Origin of the sequence: Aureivirga sp. CE67 (assembly GCF_015767245.1) — a bacterium.
GTDB lineage: Bacteria > Bacteroidota > Bacteroidia > Flavobacteriales > Flavobacteriaceae > Aureivirga.
On sequence record NZ_JADOTV010000013.1, the window covers coordinates 75,177 to 94,140 of the forward strand.

Here is an 18,964-nt window from a genome sequence, read left to right on the forward strand (position 1 = left end):
AATACAGCCGCTTTTTACTTTTATAGAAAAAATAAATTATTCGTTATCAACAACAACCCAAGTTCCAGCTTCAATTAGCGGAATTGCTTGTTTGTATTTTACCTCTTTGTTTTCTCCAGTTTGCACATTTTTGATAGTTACTTTTTCGTTTCTACCAATTTTCTTCTCAGAACGAACGATTGGTTCTTGTGGTTCTGGCTCTTGCGTTTGGTTTGTTACAGGAGGAGCACTTTGTGCTTGCGTTGGGCTTTGATACTCTTCTTTTGTAACCTCAACTTTCTCTGGAGCTTGTTCTTTAGCTTGAGAAACTTGATCTGGATTTGGAGCTGGTAATTCTCCTTTAAATAAGAATGAAAGAACATCTTTATTTACTTTGTCTAACATTCCACGGAATAATTCGAAAGATTCAAACTTATAAATTAATAAAGGATCTTTTTGCTCATATTGTGCATTTCGAACCGTTTGTTTTAATTCATCCATTTGGCGTAAGTGATCTTTCCAAGCATCATCAATAATTGCTAATGAAATATTCTTTTCAAAATCTTGGATTAATTTCTTACCATTAGATTCGTAAGCTTCTTTTAAATTCGTTACAACATCTAATTTTTTGATTCCATCCGTAAAAGGAACTACAATTCTTTCAAAACGATCTGCTTGTGTTTCGTAAACATGGCTGATTACTGGGAATGCAGTCGCAGCAGCACGTTCCATTTTATCAGTATAATGCTTATAAACAGCTTTATATAATTTATCAATTAAATCTTGGTTGTTTCCTTTCTCAAATTCTTCTTTTGAAATTGGAGAAACCATAGAAGTGATACGGATTAATTCTAACTCGAAAGTTTCGAAGTTATTACTTGCTTTACTGTCGTTTACTAAAGAATCACAAGTATCATAAATCATATTTACGATATCTAATTGTAATCTCTCACCATATAAAGCATGACGTCTTCTCTTATAAACAACCTCACGTTGTGAGTTCATTACATCATCATACTCAATTAAGTTTTTACGAACTCCAAAGTTATTTTCCTCTACTTTTTTCTGCGCTCTTTCAATAGATTTAGAAATCATAGAATGTTGAATTACTTCTCCATCTTTATGCCCCATTCTATCCATCATTTTTGCAATTCTATCCGAACCGAATAAACGCATTAAGTTATCTTCAAGAGAAACATAGAATTGAGAAGAACCAACATCTCCTTGACGTCCAGCACGACCACGAAGCTGTCTATCTACACGACGAGAATCATGTCTTTCAGTTCCGATAATTGCTAAACCTCCGGCAGCTTTCACTTCATCAGATAATTTAATATCCGTTCCACGACCTGCCATATTTGTTGCAATTGTTACTACTCCAGACTTACCAGCTTCTTCTACAATATCCGCCTCTTTTTTGTGTAATTTGGCATTCAGCACGTTGTGAGGAATCTTACGAAGAGTAAGCATTCTAGAAAGTAATTCTGAAATTTCTACAGAAGTTGTACCAACAAGAACTGGTCTATTTTGTTTTACTAATCTATCGATTTCTTCAATTACTGCATTATATTTTTCTCTAGTTGTTTTATAAACTAAATCTTGCTTATCATTACGAGCAATTGGTCTGTTTGTTGGAATCTCAACAACATCTAATTTATAGATTTCCCAAAACTCTCCTGCTTCCGTGATTGCCGTACCTGTCATTCCTGAAAGTTTACGATACATACGGAAATAGTTCTGTAAAGTTACGGTTGCATAGGTTTGTGTTGCAGCCTCAATCTTTACATTTTCTTTTGCTTCTAAAGCTTGGTGTAATCCATCTGAGAAACGACGTCCTTCCATAGCACGACCAGTTTGCTCATCTACAATCATTACCTTATCATTATCGATGATATATTCTTTATTCTTTTCAAATAAAGTATAAGCTTTTAAAAGCTGATTTAAACTATGAATTCTTTCACTTTTCGCACTAAAATTACGATAAAGCTCTTCTTTTTTAGTTACTTTTTCTTCTTCAGAAATATCTAATTTATCAATAGCTCCAACTTCAAGACCTAAATTCGGTAAAATAAAGAAATCTTTATCATTACTCATTCCTGATAAATATTCAACTCCTTTATCTGTTAAGTCAATTGAATTAGATTTTTCATCAATAGTGAAATAAAGCTCTTTATCGATCTTTGGCATTTCACGATTGTTGTCTTGCATATAGAAGTTTTCCGTCTTTTGAAGTAATTGTCTCATTCCTTCAAGACTTAAGAACTTAATTAAAGCTTTGTTCTTTGGTAAACCTCTAAATGTTCTATATAAAAGGAAAGCTCCTTCTTTAGAATCTCCTTCTTTAATTTTCTTTTTAGCTTCAGAGAAAACTCCTGTTAAATATTGCTTTTGTTTATTTACAATATTTTCAATTACAGGTTTTAACTCATTAAACTCATGACGATCTCCCATTGGAGTTGGTCCAGAAATAATCAATGGTGTACGAGCATCATCTACTAATACAGAATCCACCTCATCAATAATCGCATAATTGTGTTCTCTTTGCACTAACTCTTCTGGATTTTTTGTCATATTATCACGTAGATAATCAAATCCAAATTCATTATTTGTTCCATAAACGATATCACAGTTATAAGCATTTCTTCTAGCCTCAGAGTTTGGCTGATGTTTATCAATACAATCAATCGATAATCCGTGGAATTCGAAGATTGGCGCCATCCATGCCGAGTCACGTTTTGCTAGATAATCATTTACTGTTACTACATGAACTCCTCTACCAGTTAAAGCATTTAAGTAAATTGCTAAAGTTGCAACAAGCGTTTTTCCTTCCCCTGTCATCATCTCTGCAATCTTACCTTGGTGAAGAACAGAACCTCCGATAAGCTGAACATCATAGTGAATCATTCCCCAAGTTACTATTGAACCTGCAGCATCCCATGAATTGTTCCAAATAGCTTTATCACCTTCAAGATTTACGTGATCGTTTACAGCAGAAAGTTCTCTATCAAAAGGAGAAGCAGTTACTTCTACTTTTTCAGCATTCGTAAATCTTCTACCAGTTTCTTTTAAAACAGCAAACGCAGCTGGAAGAATTTCTCCTAACACACCTTCAGAAGCCTCATAAGAAGCGTCTTTAAGTTTATCAATTTCGCTATAAATCTCCTCTTTTCTATCGATATCAGCACTTTCGCTTTCTTGCTCAAGTTTTACAATATCCATTTCAAAAGGATTGATAGCTTCTTCTATTTGCTTTTTAAATTCTAGTGTTTTAGCTCTTAGTTCATCATTTGAAATATTTATCAAATTCTTTTCATAAGCCAAAACTTTATCAACGATAGGTTGTAAAGCTTTAAGGTCTTTCGTTTTCTTATCCCCTACAAAAGCTTTTAATATGGTATTAATTAAGCTCATATTTAGTTTTTCTTATTTTATTATATATTTTTTTAAGTTATTTTTTAAATAAAACGACTTAAAATAAAAAAAGTCTCATATAATTTGAGACTCTTTTTTTGTTTTAATATTCTTCCTCATTCCAAAGATAATCATCTTCGGTTGGGTAATCTGGCCAGATTTCTACAATCGATTCGTAAATTTCCCCCTCATCTTCAATACCTTGCAAGTTTTCCGCTACCTCTAGAGGTGCTCCTGTTCGGATTGCATAATCTATCAACTCATCTTTAGTCGCAGGCCATGGTGCATCAGCCAAATACGATGCTAATTCTAAAGTCCAATACATACTTTCAATATATTAAGTTTTAACGCAAAAATATAAATTTTACGCAAAAAGTCAAGTTTTTATATTATTATTTTTTAACTATTTACAAAGAACTTAGTTCTTTTGAGGGATCCAAGGAACCTCCTCTGATTTAGTGTCAATTGTCAATTTTCGTGCCAACACAAAAAGGTAGTCAGAAAGTCGGTTCAAATACTTTAAAACCTCTTCTTTTATGTCTTCTTCTGTAGACAACGCCACGCATAAACGCTCGGCTCTACGGCAAACACACCTAGAAATATGACAATATGACACCGTAGTATGTCCTCCTGGCAAAACAAAATTTGTCATAGGTGGCACAAGTTCATTTAAACGATCAATTTCATTTTCTAAAGCATGTACAGAATCCACATCAATCTTCGGAATATTTAAACGTTCTTTACCATTTTTCAGTTGCTCTTTCTCTGGTGGAGTTGCCAACATCGCTCCAAGTGTAAAAAGTTCGTTTTGAATTTTAATCAGAAAATCAAAATCTAGTTTATCTATTTCTTGGTCTCTTATCAATCCTATATAGGAATTTAATTCATCTAAAGTTCCATAAGCTTCAATTCTTCCATGATATTTTGGTACTCTAGTTCCACCAAATAATGCAGTGGTTCCTTTATCTCCAGTTTTTGTATAAATTTTCATTCGATTAATTTTTAAAATTTGTAAGAAAAAGTATGTTCTTTAATAAAATTCGAATTAAAGAAAACAATTCCCGTGTCAAAAGTATCAATTGTTGCGCTAACTTTTGAATTGTTTTTAATTATTTTCCAAGCATCCGTCATTTCTTTTGACCAATGAATATCATCAAAAATAAAAATAGAATTTTCATTTGCGAATTGTAAGCATGTTTCAAAATATTTCAAGGTTGGTTCTTTTCTATGGTTTCCATCAAAATATATTAAATCAAAAGAAGTATTATTTATTTCTTCAAAAGTTTGATCAAATTCTCCAGTAAGAACTTTTATATCTTGAAATTTATTTTTTTCGAAATATTCTTTTGCAACTTTACTTGTTTCAGGACAGCCTTCTAATGTTGTAATATTCAAATTACGATTTCCAATTTTCATAATTGAAGTTCCGATTCCAAGAGAAGTTCCAAATTCTAAAGCTGATTTTATCTCAAAATTTTGAATGATTTTTATCAAAACTTCACTCTTTCTTTTCGACATTCCAGCATATTTTGCAATTGCAGAAATTTCCCTTTCATTTGATTTAAAAATTCTTGAACCTGCTCCAAAATCTGTAATTGTTATAATTCGCTCATCATTGTTAAATTCTTGTTTTATTTTTTCAATAAAATTCTTTTCTACCTTTAACAATGTAGTTTTTTCTATAATATTACAAATATTTTGAATTTCTTGATTCTGAATTTTCGTTCTGAAAAAAAAGTTTTTCAAAAACTTTAAATACGATTTAATCATTTGATACTTTTTTGCGAAAATATGACAAAAAAACATTCCGATATATATAGAAACTTATATCTTTGCTCTCTTTAGAAAAATAAGATATGAATACCCGAATAACATTACTATTATTATTGATAATAACCTTATTTTCATCATGTGTTTCCAAAAAGCAATTAACATATTTCCAAGGAACACCAGAAGAAATAGAAAATATTCAAAAGGTTTCAAATGAAGATTATAAAATTCAGATTAATGATATTTTACATATTACTCTTAAATCTGATAATGAGGAGTTAACTTCCTTCTTCAACAAACAACAAACACAAGGAAATAATAATAACATAAACGCTGACCAGCTTTATTTTACAGGTTATAGTGTAGATAAACATGGTAATATTCGTATTCCATATTTAGACAATGTAAATGTTTTAGGATATTCAACAGATCAGATTCGAGAAAAAATTCAAGAAGGACTTTCTAAATATTTTAAAGACACAAATACAATCTTCATTGATGTTAAACTAGCAGGTATAAGAGTTACTATTACAGGAGAAGTTGGTTCTCCAGGAACAAAGAATATTTTACAAGATCAAGTTTCGATTGTAGAAGCTATTGCAAATTCTGGAGATATTACAGAATTAGGAGATCGAAGTAAAGTTCAAATAATCCGAAAGACAATTGATAAAGTTGAGAAAATTGAACTGAATTTAACAAATGTTGATGTTTTTACTTCTAAAAATTATTATATAAAACCTAATGATATTATCTATGTTCCACCCTTACCACAAAAATCTTGGGGAACAGGAACAACAGGTTTTCAAACATTCACTACAGTAGTTTCTATTTTATCTTTCTTTAGCACAACGTATTTATTAATTAAAAGTCTTTAATTGAAAAATGGAGCAACCTAAAATACAAATTCAAGATATTGGTTCTGATATTAAAGATTATTTATATAAAATTTTAAGTTATTGGTATTTCTTTCTTATTACAATTCCGATTGCTTTAGGAATTGCTTATTATAAAAATATTTCCACCCAAAAAATTTATAGACTATCTACAACTTTAGCTGTAAAGGAAAAGAAAAACCCTCTTTTTACTGCAGGAACTAATATCGCTTTTAACTGGGGAGGCGTTAGTGACAAAGTAGAATCTACCAAAAAAACTTTACGATCTCGAACACACACAGAGAAAGTTGTAAAAGAATTAGATTTCAATATTAATTATTATAAAGAAGGAAGATTCAGAAATATTGATATTTATGGAAAAACTCCTTTTATCATAAAAATAAACGAAAATTTCCCACAATTAATCAATACTATTTTCATTATTGAATTTATTGATGATCAAACTTATTTATTAAAATTAAATCTAGAAGAAAATTTAAACAAAAGCTTACACGATTATAAAACAGAAGAAAACACGCATTATAATTTTCAGAACCCTGAATTTTCTCAAGAATTTCATATAAATGAGACCGTAAAATTACCTTTTTTAAATTTCGAATTACATTCTCTTAAAACACTTAAAAATATAGCTGGAAATAAATATTTAATTCAGTTTTCAACCCTAGAAGATACTGTAAAAAAATATCAAAATATTGATGTAAACGGGATTGATGGAACTTCTCTTTTAGAGCTTTCTAAAATGGGACCAAATAAGGCTAAACTTGCTGATTTCTTAAACACCACTATCAAAGTATTAGCAAAAGATTTACTTTTAGAGAAAACAAATTATGCTAGAAGTACTAGAGATTTTATTGATGCTCAATTTAAAATTGCAGCAGACTCTCTTCGTACTATTGAAAAAAATATCAGTGATTTTAAAACTTTGAATAATATTTTTGATTTATCCGCTGAAGGAGCTGCTATATTTGAAGAAACAACTACTTTAGACCAGTTTAAAAATGAAATCAAACAAAGAATTACTTATTTAGAAAATCTTAATAATTATTTAAAAAATCATACTAAATACACAGAGCTTCCTGCTCCTGCCATTGTAAATATTGAAGATGCTAGCATTGCTCAAAATGTTGGAGCGTTAACTACTTTAGCAATTGAGAAACAACAAAAATCGGAAAAACTAACAGATAGTCATCCTTCTATTGTAGCTTTGGATGATGCTATTAGTGCTACTAAACTAGTTTTAATTGAAAATATTAATTCATTAAAATCTGTTTTAATCAAAAAACTAGAAAATAGCTCACAACGAACTGCAGAATTCGATCAAAAATTAAAAAAACTACACCCAAAAGAATTAAAGCTTTTAAACTTTCAAAGAAACTATGCTTTAAATGAGCAAAATTATATCTATTTAATGCAAAAAAGATATGAAGCGGGAATCGCCATAGCAGGTTCTGTTTCAGATGTAAGTGTTTTAGATTCTGCAAAAGATACAGGGCAAGTTTCTTCTATTCCACGTACAGGGTTCAATTATGTAGTTGCTATTATGTTAGGAATTGTTCTACCACTTATGGTCATTGTTGCTTTACAAGTTTTAGACACTAAAATTCATACAGTTGAACAAATAGAAAAAATGTCGAAAATACCTGTTCTTGGGGTTATAGGAATAAATCAAACGGAAAACAATTTAGCTCTTTTTAATAAACCTAAATCTGTTGTATCCGAATCTTTTAGAGCTTTACGTTCTAATATTCAATTTCTATTTAGACGAAAAAATACAGATAATAAAAACAAAACGATTCTTGTTACTTCTTCCATTAGTGGAGAGGGAAAAACATTTACTTCCATTAACATGGCGAGTGTTTTTGCGATGAGTAATAAGAAAACTATTTTGGTTGGTTTAGATTTAAGAAAACCTAAGATTTTTGATGATTTTGAAATTTCGAATGATATTGGTGTTGTAAATTACCTTGTTGGTCAAAATAAACTTGAAGATGTTATTCAGAAAACTAAAATTAAAAATTTAGATGTACTTACTTCTGGGCCAATTCCTCCAAACCCTTCAGAACTTTTGATTTCAGATGAAACAAAATTGATGATTGAGACGTTAAAGAAAGAATATGACTATGTGATTTTAGATACGCCTCCTGTAGGACTTGTTGCAGATGCTTTTGAATTATTAAAATATGCAGATGCTACACTTTATATCATTCGTCAGAACTATACACAAAGAGGAATGTTTAAATTGATTGATGATAAATATTCTAAAGGTGAAGTAAAAAATATTAGTTTTATTTTAAATGGCTATCGTCTAAAATCTAAATATGGTTATGGATATGGTTATGGGTACGGATATGGTTACGGCCAAAATTATGGACAAGGATATCATGAAGAACCTGAAAAAAAATCTATCTTTAAACGAATTTTCAAAAAGTAAGAAATGATTATAAATAATAGAAAAATAAAATTTGCCATAATTGGCGCAGGACATATTGGAAAACGTCATGCAGAAATGATTCAGCGTAATTCGCAAGCTGAGTTAGTTGCCTTAATTGATGTAAAAAAAGATGAAGAATTAAATATTACTCATTTTAATGTCCCACTTTTTTCTAGTTTAGATTCATTTTTAGAAAGCGAAACAGAAGTAGATGTAATCAATATTGCAACTCCAAATGGATTTCATGCTGAGCAAGCAATCAAATGTTTGGAAGCTAGAAAACATGTTGTAATTGAAAAACCAATTGCTTTATCAAAGTCGGATGCAGAAGCTGTAATTTTCAAATCTCTACAAGTCTCTAGAAATGTTTTTGCAGTGATGCAAAATCGTTATTCTCCACCTTCTGTTTGGGTTAAAGACATTGTAGAAAACAATACTTTAGGAAAAATATATTCTGTGCACATCAATAGTTTTTGGAACAGAGATGAGCGCTATTATACTCCTGATAGTTGGCATGGTGATAAAAAATTAGATGGTGGAACTTTATTTACGCAGTTTTCGCACTTTATCGATATCATGTATTGGCTTTTTGGTGATATCACTAATATCCAGGCAAACTTTAAAGACTTTAAACATCAAGATTTAACAGATTTTGAAGATGCAGGAATGGTACAATTTGAGTTTGTAAATGGTGGAATGGGAAGTTTTAATTTCTCTACTGCTGTTTGGAATAAAAACATGGAAAGTTCTCTTACAATTATTGCAGAAAAAGGTTCTGTAAAAATTGGAGGACAGTATATGAATGAGGTAGAATTTTGTAATATCGAAAATTATGAAATGCCAAGTTTAGAACCTACAAACCCTGGAAATGATTATGGTGCTTATAAAGGTTCTGCCCAAAACCATCATTTTGTAATTGAGAATGTAATTGATGTACTTCAAGGTAAAAAAGCAATTACAACCAATGCTTTAGAAGGAATGAAAGTTGTAGATATTATAGAGAGAATCTACAAAGCTTCAAAATAAATTCCCCTCTTGAGAGGGGCTAGGGGTGTGTTTTAAGACAGAAACCTCTAGCATAAGATTTTAAATTTGCATCTATTTTATTGAAAAGATGCTCATAATTACTAGAAAGAATAAAATTATGATTTCAAAAAAAGGAAAAATATATAAACGAATTTTCGATTTATGTTTTTCCTTTTTTGGTTTAATCGCCCTCTCTCCTCTCCTATTTTTATTGATTTTTCTTGCAAGTATTTCTTTTAACTCTTTTGGAGTTTTTTCTCAAAAAAGAATTGGTCAATTTGGAAATCCATTTTACATCTTTAAAATAAAAACGATGTATCCTCAGAAAAATAATGAGAATTTCATCACAGTTTCTAATGATAAAAGATCTAATGCATTTGGACATTTTTTAAGAAAATACAAATTAGACGAACTTCCTCAATTAATTAATATACTGATTGGAAATATGAGTTTTGTTGGTCCAAGACCTGACGTTCCTGGATATGCTGATTGTTTAACAGATGAAGATCGAATTATTTTGGAAATGAAACCTGGAATTACTTCTCCTGCAAGTATTTATTTTAGAAACGAAGAAGAAATTCTAGCAACTCAAAAAAATCCTAAAAAATATAATGATGAAATTATTTGGCCTAAAAAAATAATTTTAAACCGAGAATATGTTGAAAATTGGTCTATGCGAAAAGATTTTAAATGTATTTTCGAAACATTATTTTAAATTATCTCTCCTTGATATTTTAACTTAAAAACATAGCTGATTTACTTTTTTTAATTACATTAACCAACTAAATATCAATAAGTAAATTATGAATAAAATTACATCAAGAAAAGGTAAAATTCTATCATTATTTTTGTTTTTACATTTCTTTTGCTTCCATCTTTCTTTTGGACAAATGAAACAAGATGAAGAAAAAATTAAGGAAGTTTTAAAAACGGAAATTCAAGATATTTTTAAATTGTGTCAAAAGAAAAAAGATGCAAAACTTGCTGCATATTTTCTTTATTCTGGAGATGATGAAAATAGAAATCGTAAAGATTATTTGAGAAAAGAAAACAAAACAGATCTTGAATCTGCTAAAAAAAATCGTGAGCATATCTTTAAAAAATATGTTGAAAATTTTAAAAATATAGACTTTCAAAAATTTCTATCTCAAACAAAAAGAGACGGAAGAGTTTTATATGCTTGGAAAATGAAAATTAATTATCCTGATACTAGTAAAGAAGTGCTTTTTGCTTTTTTAAAAATAAAAGATCAGTGGGTAATTGTAGATATTGATTAATTTTAAACAAATTTGATGACTTCAAATCATTTTCTAAAAAACATCTATTCGGAAGAGAATTTTTCAAAAGCTGAACAAGAAGAAATTATTAGTTATTTCAAGAAAACAACTATCGAAAAAGATACTTTTTTATATAAAGAAGGACAATATCTAGATTATTTTTACATTCTTGAAAAAGGGTTTGTACGCTCCTACGCTATTGATTTTAATGGAAAAGAAATTACAACAGAATTTTACTCGAATCATTCTATTGTTATCGATTGGGGTTCTTTTTTCTTAAAGAATCCAACACAAGAATTTTATCAAGCTAGTGTGGAAACTATCTGTTGGAAATTAAATTTTGATGATTTTCAAAAATTATTTCATTCGATAAAAAATTTTAGAGAAAATGGACGAAAAACACTCACTGGAAATTATGTTCAGATGAAAAACAAAAACCTTCTTTTGATAACTGAAAATGCAAAAGAACGCTATCTTCATCTATTAAAAACAAGACCAGAAGTGATCCAAAATGCTTCTTTAAAACATATTGCAACTTATCTTGGTATTACTGATACTTCTTTGAGTCGAATTCGAAAAGAAATATCGTTATAAATTTCGTTCTTGTCATTTGGAAAGAATAATAAGGTAATTGTGACATAATTTTACCAAAACAAAAACAACTAAATTATGTTACAATTACCTATTTTCGTTCAAGTTTTATTCTTTTTATGTATTCTTTACACCTTTTTTATTTTTTATAAAGCAAGTAAATCAAAAGCTGCAATTTATTTTCTATTTGCTTGGGGAGCAATTCAAACAGTTGTTTCTTTAAATGGATTTTATCTAAACACGGAAGTAATTCCTCCTCGATTTTTATTAGTTCTTTTTCCACCACTTCTTTTTCAATTTATCATTTTAATTCATCCTATTTTTAAGAAGTTTCGAAACTCTTTAAACCTAAAAACTTTGACACTGATTCATATTGTTAGAATTCCAGTAGAATTTGTTTTATACTTTTTATTTCTTGAAAAATATGTTCCAGAAATAATGACTTTTAGTGGAAGAAATTTTGATATTTTACCTGGTTTGACAGCTCCTTTTATTTATTATTTTGGTTTTATAAAGAAAAAATTATCTAAAAAATTCATTTTTGGTTGGAATATAATTTCTCTTGGATTTTTAGTTTTCATTATTTCAAACGCAATCCTTTCGGCTCCTTCTCCATTTCAGTTATTTGGATTCAATCAACCAAATATCGCATTGTTATATTTCCCGATTGTTTTACTTCCAAGTGTGATTGTTTCGGTTGTATTATTTTCTCATTTTGTCACTATTAAAAGACTTTATAAAACAATTTATCAAAAAAATAAATCTTTAGACACCAATCCTTTATTTTCGAAAAGTTAAATTATTTACACATTTAAATACAATATTTTTATTTTGGTTAAGTTTTTGATATGAATTAACGAATTAATTTTAAAAATTAACTTAACCAAAATTACTTATGAAACTTAAAAAACTACCCTTTTTATTTTTGATTTCCTCAACAATTCTTTTTGCTCAAGAAACTGAACCTGAATTATCTCAGGAAGATTTAATTAAAGAATTTGGAGAAAAATCTTGTAAATGTATTGATGAGATTATCACGTTTAATAAAAATAAGGAAGAAATTAGAGAAAGTATTCAATATTGTATTGACAAAGATGTTACTGCGTATCAAATGACTTCAAAACTGATGGAAGCTACCAAAACAAAAGGCGATTCTGAAATTTCTATTGGAATGGATAAAGAAAGTGATGAATACAAAAAATATTATTATCAGATTGAAAGTTTTTTGATGGAAAACTGTGATACAGCCAGAGATTTAATTCAAAGTAATGTTGGTGAAGAATCAAAGGAATCTGAAAATCCACAAGCTCTTGAATTTTATTATGAAGGTACAAAACTTTCTAAAGAAGGAAAACTTGAAGAGGCTATTAAATTCTATAAAAAAGCAGTAAAAGAAGATCCAAATTTTGCTTGGGCTTATGATAATATGGGAATTTGTTATAGAAGATTAAATAAATTAGATGAGGCTGAAAAGGCTTATAAAAAATCTATAAAAATCGATCCGACAGGAAAAATGCCTTTGCAAAACTTAGCAGTTGTCTATATTCATAAAAAGAAATTTAAAAAGGCTGTGAAGGCTTATGAAAAACTAAAAAAAGTGGATAGTTCTAACCCTGAAGTGTATTATGGTATTGGCTCTGTTTATTATTCTGGTTTAAATGACAATGAAAATGCTTTAAGAAATATGTGTAAAGCTTATAAACTTTACATTGCAGAAAACTCACCATATAGATCAGATGCAGAGAAAATGATTAATGTGATATACGGAGCGATGAAAATTAATAACAATGAAGCAAAATTCTTTGAAATATTAAAGGAGAATAATATTAATATGGAATAAATCAACAGAAAAGCTCTAATTAATTTTAGAGCTTTTTGTTTTAAATATAAAAGCATGAAAACTTCCCTTATTATATTTCTCTTTTTTATTTCTTTTATAACTTATAGTCAAGAAGTAGAATTGGTTAATTTTAAAAGCTATAATTATGACAATAGAGATCCTAACTTTGAATATTTAGAAAATCGAGTGATTTCTGAAAAAATTGAAAACGACATTTATACTATAAAAGTTGGTGTAATAACAGATTGTTGCGATAAAGAAAATGGTTTTGCATTTTTAAAAAATAACACTTTACTTTTAGAGATTGAAGATAAAATAAGAAGTCGAAAAACTTTAAAAAATCCTTCCAAAAATATTGAAATCGAAATTATTGAATTTGAAGAATGTGAATCTCTTTGTTATTTTGAACTTGAATATTCTGTAAATGGCATTAAAAACAAACCTGAAACTATTAAGTTTCAAAATCGAACTTTAATAAGACAAAAAGAAAAATATAAACTCCAAAAAATTAGATATTCTATTTCAAATAACGATACTATAAATTACTTCGATAAATTTGGTTTTAGACAGGGTTTACATCTAACACGTAATTCAATGAAACAAATAGTTTCAAAAATTGAATATAAAGATAATATAAAGCAGAGTGGTTACTTTAAATATTTTGAGAACAACAAGAAAATAACTGTAATAGTTTATATTGAAAATGGAAAATATTCTAAAAAAGTAAAATATAATAAGAAAAATCAGATCATAGAAAAATGCGAAATTCGAAATGAAGATATTTTTGATGAATTTAATTGTGTTAAAATTAAAAACTGATTTTTTGAATTTATTTTTTTTATAATACCTCTACCTCTGTAAACTTTCCAATAAATATTCCTTATCGTTTCGTTAATTACTTATACGGGTTATATATTTTCACTAGTATTGTTTTCGAATTAAAATCTATAATTCTAAAATAATTTAAGATATTTTTAAGAAAAGTCTATTATTTTATGTTAAATAGCTTTAAAGAAAACACTTATAATAATAATGTAGTATGAAAAAATTTATATATTAGATATGTTTTTTTATGTTGAATAGAGAGCATTCGATTACAAATACATTAAAATTACCTTAAAATTGTAGAAAGAATTCTCCTAAAAATAGCATAGAAAAAAACATTAAAGTACTTTTGCATGTATTTTGGAAATCTTAGAAGAATGAATTATAAAAATATAAAAATACCCTTTGCTGAAAAGAAAATAAAAAAACTTGAAAAGCATGGAGATGTACGAATTGACAACTATTATTGGTTAAACCAAAGAGAAGATAAAGAAGTAATAAGTTATATTGAATCTGAAAATAAATACTATGATTCTGTAATGGACTCTACAAAAAACTTTCAAGAAGAAGTTTTTGAAGAAATGAAAGCCAGAATTAAAGAAGAAGATAGTTCAGTTCCGTATAAAAAAAGAGGGTATTACTATATTAATAAATATATAAAAGGAGCACAATATCCTATTTATACACGAAAAAAGGAAACTTTAGAAGCCGACGAAGAAGTGATTTTAGATGTAAATGACATGGCTAAAGGTTTTGAATATTATAAAGTATCTGGGCTAACTGTTAGCTCAAACAATAAACTTGCTGCTTACGGAATTGATTCTGTGAGTAGAAGAGAATATACGCTTCAATTTAAAAATCTTGAAACAGGAGAGATTTACGCTGATAAGATTGAAAAAACTCAAGGAGATCCAACTTGGGCAAACGATAACAAAACTATTTTTTATACAAAACAAGATCCACAAACCTTACGTAGTGATCGTGTTTTCATGCATGTTTTAGGAACAGATGCTTCTGAAGATAAAGAAGTTTTCTTTGAACAAGACGAAGCTTTTAGTTGTTATGTTTATAAAACAAAATCAGAAAAATATATTGTAATTGGTTCATATAGTACTTTAAGTACAGAATATCGAGTATTAGAAGCAGATAATCCTTCTGGAGAATTCAAAGTAATTCAAGAAAGAATGGACGATCTGGAATACAGTATTGCTCATTATGACTCTCATTTTTATATTTTAACGAATAAAGATAATTCTATAAATTTCAAGATTGTAAAAACTCCTGAAAATGCTACTACCGTTGAAAATTGGGTAGATGTAATTCCTCATGATGAAAATATTTTAATTGAAGATTTTTCAATTTTTAAAGATTATTTGGTTATTGAAGATAGATTTGAAGGTTTGAATCGTGTTAGAATTAAGAGATGGGATGAAACAGAAGATTATTTCCTTCCATTTGGAGAAGAAACTTATGCTGCAGGAGTATATGGAAATTCTGAATTTAACACAGATATCATTCGTTATACTTATAATTCTTTATCTACTCCAAACTCTGTAATTGATTTCAACATGAAGACTCGTGAGAAGAAAATCAAGAAAGAGCAAGAAGTTTTAGATAAAAACTTTGATAAAGACAATTATAAAAGTGAAAGACTTTGGGCAACTGGAGATGATGGTGAAAAAATTGCCATTTCGGTTGTTTATAGAAAAGATACGCCTTTAAATTCTGAAACTCCTCTCCTACTTTACGCTTATGGTTCTTATGGACATACAATCGATCCGAGTTTTAGTACAACTAGATTGAGTTTATTAGACCGTGGATTTGTATTTGCCATTGCTCATATTCGAGGAGGAGAATATTTAGGAAGAAAATGGTATGAGAATGGAAAACTTTTAACGAAGAAAAATACATTTACTGATTTTACATCTTGTGCGAAATTTTTAATTGAAAAAAATTACACTTCGGCAAGACATTTGTATGCTCAGGGAGGTTCTGCAGGAGGAATGTTAATGGGAGTAATCTTAAATACAAATCCTGAACTGTTTAATGGAGTATTAGCAGAAGTACCTTTTGTGGATGTTGTAACGACGATGTTAGACGATACAATTCCATTAACAACTGGAGAATATGATGAATGGGGAAATCCTAATGAGAAGAAATATTATGATTACATGAAATCTTATTCGCCTTATGATAATGTAGTAAATCAAAAATATCCAAATATATTAGTTACCACTGGCTTCCATGACTCTCAGGTTCAATATTTTGAACCAGCTAAATGGGTAGCTAAGTTAAGAGATTTTAAAACAGATAATAATTTATTATTATTTCACACAAACATGGATACTGGACATAGCGGATCCTCAGGAAGATTTGATTCTTTGAAAGAAGTAGCCAGAGATTTTGTGTTTCTGTTAGAATTAGAAAAAAGCAGTAGTAATTAAAAAAAAAATCATAAATTTGCCGCTGATTGATGATTAATTATAATTAATTTCATGAAAAAAAACATAGGTATACACCAAAATATACTTGAGCTTGTTGGAAATACTCCAATGATCAGGTTAAATAAGATCACTAAACAATTCAAAGGAGAGTTTTTAGCAAAATTTGAAGGATTCAATCCTGGTCAATCAACTAAAGATAGAATCGCTCTTCATATTATCGAACAAGCTGAAAAAAAGGGAATCTTAACTCCTGGTAGTACTATCATTGAAACGACTTCTGGTAATACAGGATTTAGTTTGGCAATGGTTAGTATTATCAAAGGATATGAGTGTATTTTGGCAGTAAGTTCTAAATCGTCAAATGATAAGATTGACATGCTAAAAGCAATGGGAGCAAAAGTTTATGTTTGTCCTGCAAATGTAAGTGCTGATGACCCAAGATCTTATTATCAAGTAGCCAAAAGACTTCACACAGAAACAGCTGGTTCTGTTTATATCAATCAATATTTTAATGAATTAAATATTGATGCACATTATAATTCTACTGGACCTGAAATTTGGGAACAAACAGAAGGTAAAATTACACACTTAGTAGCTGCAAGTGGAACAGGAGGAACAATTTCTGGAACTTCAAGATTTTTAAAAGAACAAAATCCAAACATCAAGATTATTGGTGTAGATGCTTTTGGTTCTATCTTAAAGAAATTCCACGAAACTAGAGAATTCGATCCAAATGAAATTTATCCTTACCGAATCGAAGGTTTAGGAAAAAACTTAATCCCAACTGCAACAGATTTTGATGTTATTGACAAGTTTGAAAAAGTAACAGATGAAGCTAGTGCTCATAGAGCAAGAGAACTTGCATTAACTGAAGGGATTTTTGCAGGATATACAAGTGGAGCTGCAATGCAAGCATTAATTCAGAGAGCAGAAGCTGGAGAATTTGATGAAAACAGTAAAGTTGTAGTAATATTCCCAGATCACGGATCTCGTTATATGAGTAAAATATATAGTGACAAATGGATGCAAGAACAAGGTTTCTTTGATACAGAGAAAATTGCAAATCCTGAAGTGGAATTCATAAAATAAAAAGAAGATAATTTTAAAAGAGAAATTTTAAAAGACCTATGCGTTTTTTAAAATCATAAATATAAAGTATGAAAGATTTATTTGACAGAATACTTAATGATAGAGGACCTTTAGGGAATTGGGCTAAACAAGCTGAAGGATACTATATTTTCCCTAAACTAGAAGGGCATATCTCAAACAGAATGCACTTCAACGGTAAGAAAGTTATTACTTGGAGTATTAACGATTACTTAGGTTTAGCAAATCATCCTGAGGTAAAAAAAGCAGATGGAGAAGCTGCTATTGAGCACGGAATGGCGTACCCAATGGGAGCTAGAATGATGTCAGGTCATACAATCTATCACGAGCAATTAGAAAATGAATTAGCAGAGTTTGTAAGCAAAGAAGCTTCTTATTTAGTAAACTTCGGATACCAAGGAATGGTTTCTGCAATTGATGCTTTAGTTTCTAAAAACGACGTTATTGTATATGATGTAGATTCACATGCTTGTATTATTGATGGAGTTCGTTTACACATGGGTAAACGTTTTACATATAAACACAATGATGTTGCAAGTTTAGAAAAAAACTTAGAAAGAGCTACAAAAATCGCTAATGAAACAGGTGGTGGTATTTTAGTAATTTCTGAAGGAGTTTTCGGAATGAGAGGAGAGCAAGGTAAATTAAAAGAAATTGTTGCTCTTAAAGAAAAATACAACTTTAGATTATTAGTGGATGATGCTCATGGATTCGGAACTTTAGGTAAAACTGGAGCTGGAGCTGGAGAAGAGCAAGGAATCCAAGATGATATCGATGTTTACTTTGCTACTTTCGCAAAATCGATGGCTGGAATTGGAGCTTTCTTCGCTGGTGATAAAGAAGTTGTTGAGTATTTAAAATACAACATGCGTTCACAAATGTTCGCAAAATCTTTACCAATGGCAATGGTAAAAGGAGCACTTAAGAGATTAGATATGCTTCGTACAATGCCTGAGTTAAAGAATAAACTTTGGGAAAACGTAGATGCTTTACAATCTGGATTAACTAAGAATGGATTCAACATTGGTAAAACAAATACTTGTGTTACTCCAGTATTCTTAGAAGGAGATATTCCAGAAGCTATGGCAATGGTAAACGATTTAAGAGAGAACTACGGAATCTTCTGTTCTATCGTTGTTTATCCAGTTATTCCAAAAGGAATGATCTTATTAAGATTAATCCCTACTGCTTCTCACACTTTAGAAGATGTTGAAGAAACTATTGTTGCTTTCTCTGCTATCCGTGAGAAATTAGAAAATGGAACTTACAAAAGACTTTCTGAAGCTGTAAGAAAAAAGCAAGAAACTTTAATGCAATAAGAAAGTAAAATATATTTTAAATAAAAAGCTCAAATCGGTTGATTTGAGCTT

16 protein-coding genes are annotated in these 18,964 nt (G+C 29.4%); 12 read left to right on the forward strand and 4 right to left on the reverse strand.

Annotated elements, in window-relative coordinates; genetic code table 11:
* Positions 1-36 precede the first annotated feature (36 nt).
* The 4 genes from secA to I0K12_RS14725 all read right to left on the reverse strand — a co-directional run bounded on the left by secA (position 37) and on the right by I0K12_RS14725 (position 5,160).
* On the reverse strand, positions 37-3,390 hold the full coding sequence (gene secA / locus I0K12_RS14710; protein ID WP_196888895.1) for a preprotein translocase subunit SecA: 3,354 nt from the start codon (positions 3,388-3,390) through the stop codon (positions 37-39).
* Between the two features lie 103 nt (positions 3,391-3,493).
* Complete coding sequence (locus I0K12_RS14715; RefSeq protein WP_196888896.1) at positions 3,494-3,715, reverse strand: DUF2795 domain-containing protein; 222 nt, start codon at positions 3,713-3,715, stop codon at positions 3,494-3,496.
* 93 nt (positions 3,716-3,808) lie between these two features.
* Entirely contained in the window at positions 3,809-4,381 is a 573-nt protein-coding gene (locus I0K12_RS14720) for a cob(I)yrinic acid a,c-diamide adenosyltransferase (protein ID WP_196888897.1), read from the reverse strand.
* A gap of 11 nt (positions 4,382-4,392) precedes the next feature.
* Complete coding sequence (locus I0K12_RS14725) at positions 4,393-5,160, reverse strand: O-methyltransferase (RefSeq protein WP_196888898.1); 768 nt, start codon at positions 5,158-5,160, stop codon at positions 4,393-4,395.
* A gap of 86 nt (positions 5,161-5,246) precedes the next feature.
* Between I0K12_RS14725 and I0K12_RS14730 the strand changes: the two genes are divergently transcribed.
* The 12 genes from I0K12_RS14730 (at position 5,247) to I0K12_RS14785 (ending at position 18,913) form a co-directional block, all read left to right on the forward strand.
* Positions 5,247-6,035, forward strand: a complete 789-nt coding sequence (locus I0K12_RS14730) for a polysaccharide biosynthesis/export family protein (protein WP_196888899.1) — start codon at positions 5,247-5,249, stop codon at positions 6,033-6,035.
* Positions 6,036-6,042: 7 nt separating this feature from the next.
* Complete coding sequence (locus I0K12_RS14735) at positions 6,043-8,484, forward strand: polysaccharide biosynthesis tyrosine autokinase (RefSeq protein WP_196888900.1); 2,442 nt, start codon at positions 6,043-6,045, stop codon at positions 8,482-8,484.
* 3 nt (positions 8,485-8,487) lie between these two features.
* Positions 8,488-9,510 carry a Gfo/Idh/MocA family protein gene (locus I0K12_RS14740; protein ID WP_196888901.1) on the forward strand — a complete coding sequence of 341 codons (1,023 nt, stop codon included), beginning with the start codon at positions 8,488-8,490 and terminating at the stop codon, positions 9,508-9,510.
* A 118-nt stretch (positions 9,511-9,628) separates the two neighbouring features.
* Positions 9,629-10,225 carry a sugar transferase gene (locus I0K12_RS14745; protein WP_231372775.1) on the forward strand — a complete coding sequence of 199 codons (597 nt, stop codon included), beginning with the start codon at positions 9,629-9,631 and terminating at the stop codon, positions 10,223-10,225.
* Positions 10,226-10,313: 88 nt separating this feature from the next.
* Positions 10,314-10,787, forward strand: coding sequence for a hypothetical protein (locus I0K12_RS14750; protein ID WP_196888902.1), 474 nt, complete (start codon positions 10,314-10,316; stop codon positions 10,785-10,787).
* A gap of 15 nt (positions 10,788-10,802) precedes the next feature.
* The gene (locus I0K12_RS14755) at positions 10,803-11,381 is read left to right on the forward strand and encodes a Crp/Fnr family transcriptional regulator (RefSeq protein ID WP_196888903.1); all 579 of its coding nucleotides are present in this window, start codon (positions 10,803-10,805) and stop codon (positions 11,379-11,381) included.
* Between the two features lie 75 nt (positions 11,382-11,456).
* Positions 11,457-12,176: a hypothetical protein gene (locus tag I0K12_RS14760; protein ID WP_196888904.1), complete on the forward strand. Its 720-nt coding sequence runs from the start codon at positions 11,457-11,459 to the stop codon at positions 12,174-12,176.
* Positions 12,177-12,273: 97 nt separating this feature from the next.
* Positions 12,274-13,218: a tetratricopeptide repeat protein gene (locus I0K12_RS14765; protein WP_196888905.1), complete on the forward strand. Its 945-nt coding sequence runs from the start codon at positions 12,274-12,276 to the stop codon at positions 13,216-13,218.
* 54 nt (positions 13,219-13,272) lie between these two features.
* The gene (locus I0K12_RS14770; RefSeq protein ID WP_196888906.1) at positions 13,273-14,037 is read left to right on the forward strand and encodes a hypothetical protein; all 765 of its coding nucleotides are present in this window, start codon (positions 13,273-13,275) and stop codon (positions 14,035-14,037) included.
* A 383-nt stretch (positions 14,038-14,420) separates the two neighbouring features.
* On the forward strand, positions 14,421-16,487 hold the full coding sequence (locus I0K12_RS14775) for a S9 family peptidase (protein ID WP_196888907.1): 2,067 nt from the start codon (positions 14,421-14,423) through the stop codon (positions 16,485-16,487).
* Positions 16,488-16,538: 51 nt separating this feature from the next.
* On the forward strand, positions 16,539-17,576 hold the full coding sequence (locus I0K12_RS14780; protein WP_196888908.1) for a PLP-dependent cysteine synthase family protein: 1,038 nt from the start codon (positions 16,539-16,541) through the stop codon (positions 17,574-17,576).
* A 68-nt stretch (positions 17,577-17,644) separates the two neighbouring features.
* Positions 17,645-18,913 carry an aminotransferase class I/II-fold pyridoxal phosphate-dependent enzyme gene (locus tag I0K12_RS14785; RefSeq protein ID WP_196888909.1) on the forward strand — a complete coding sequence of 423 codons (1,269 nt, stop codon included), beginning with the start codon at positions 17,645-17,647 and terminating at the stop codon, positions 18,911-18,913.
* Positions 18,914-18,964: the final 51 nt, after the last annotated feature.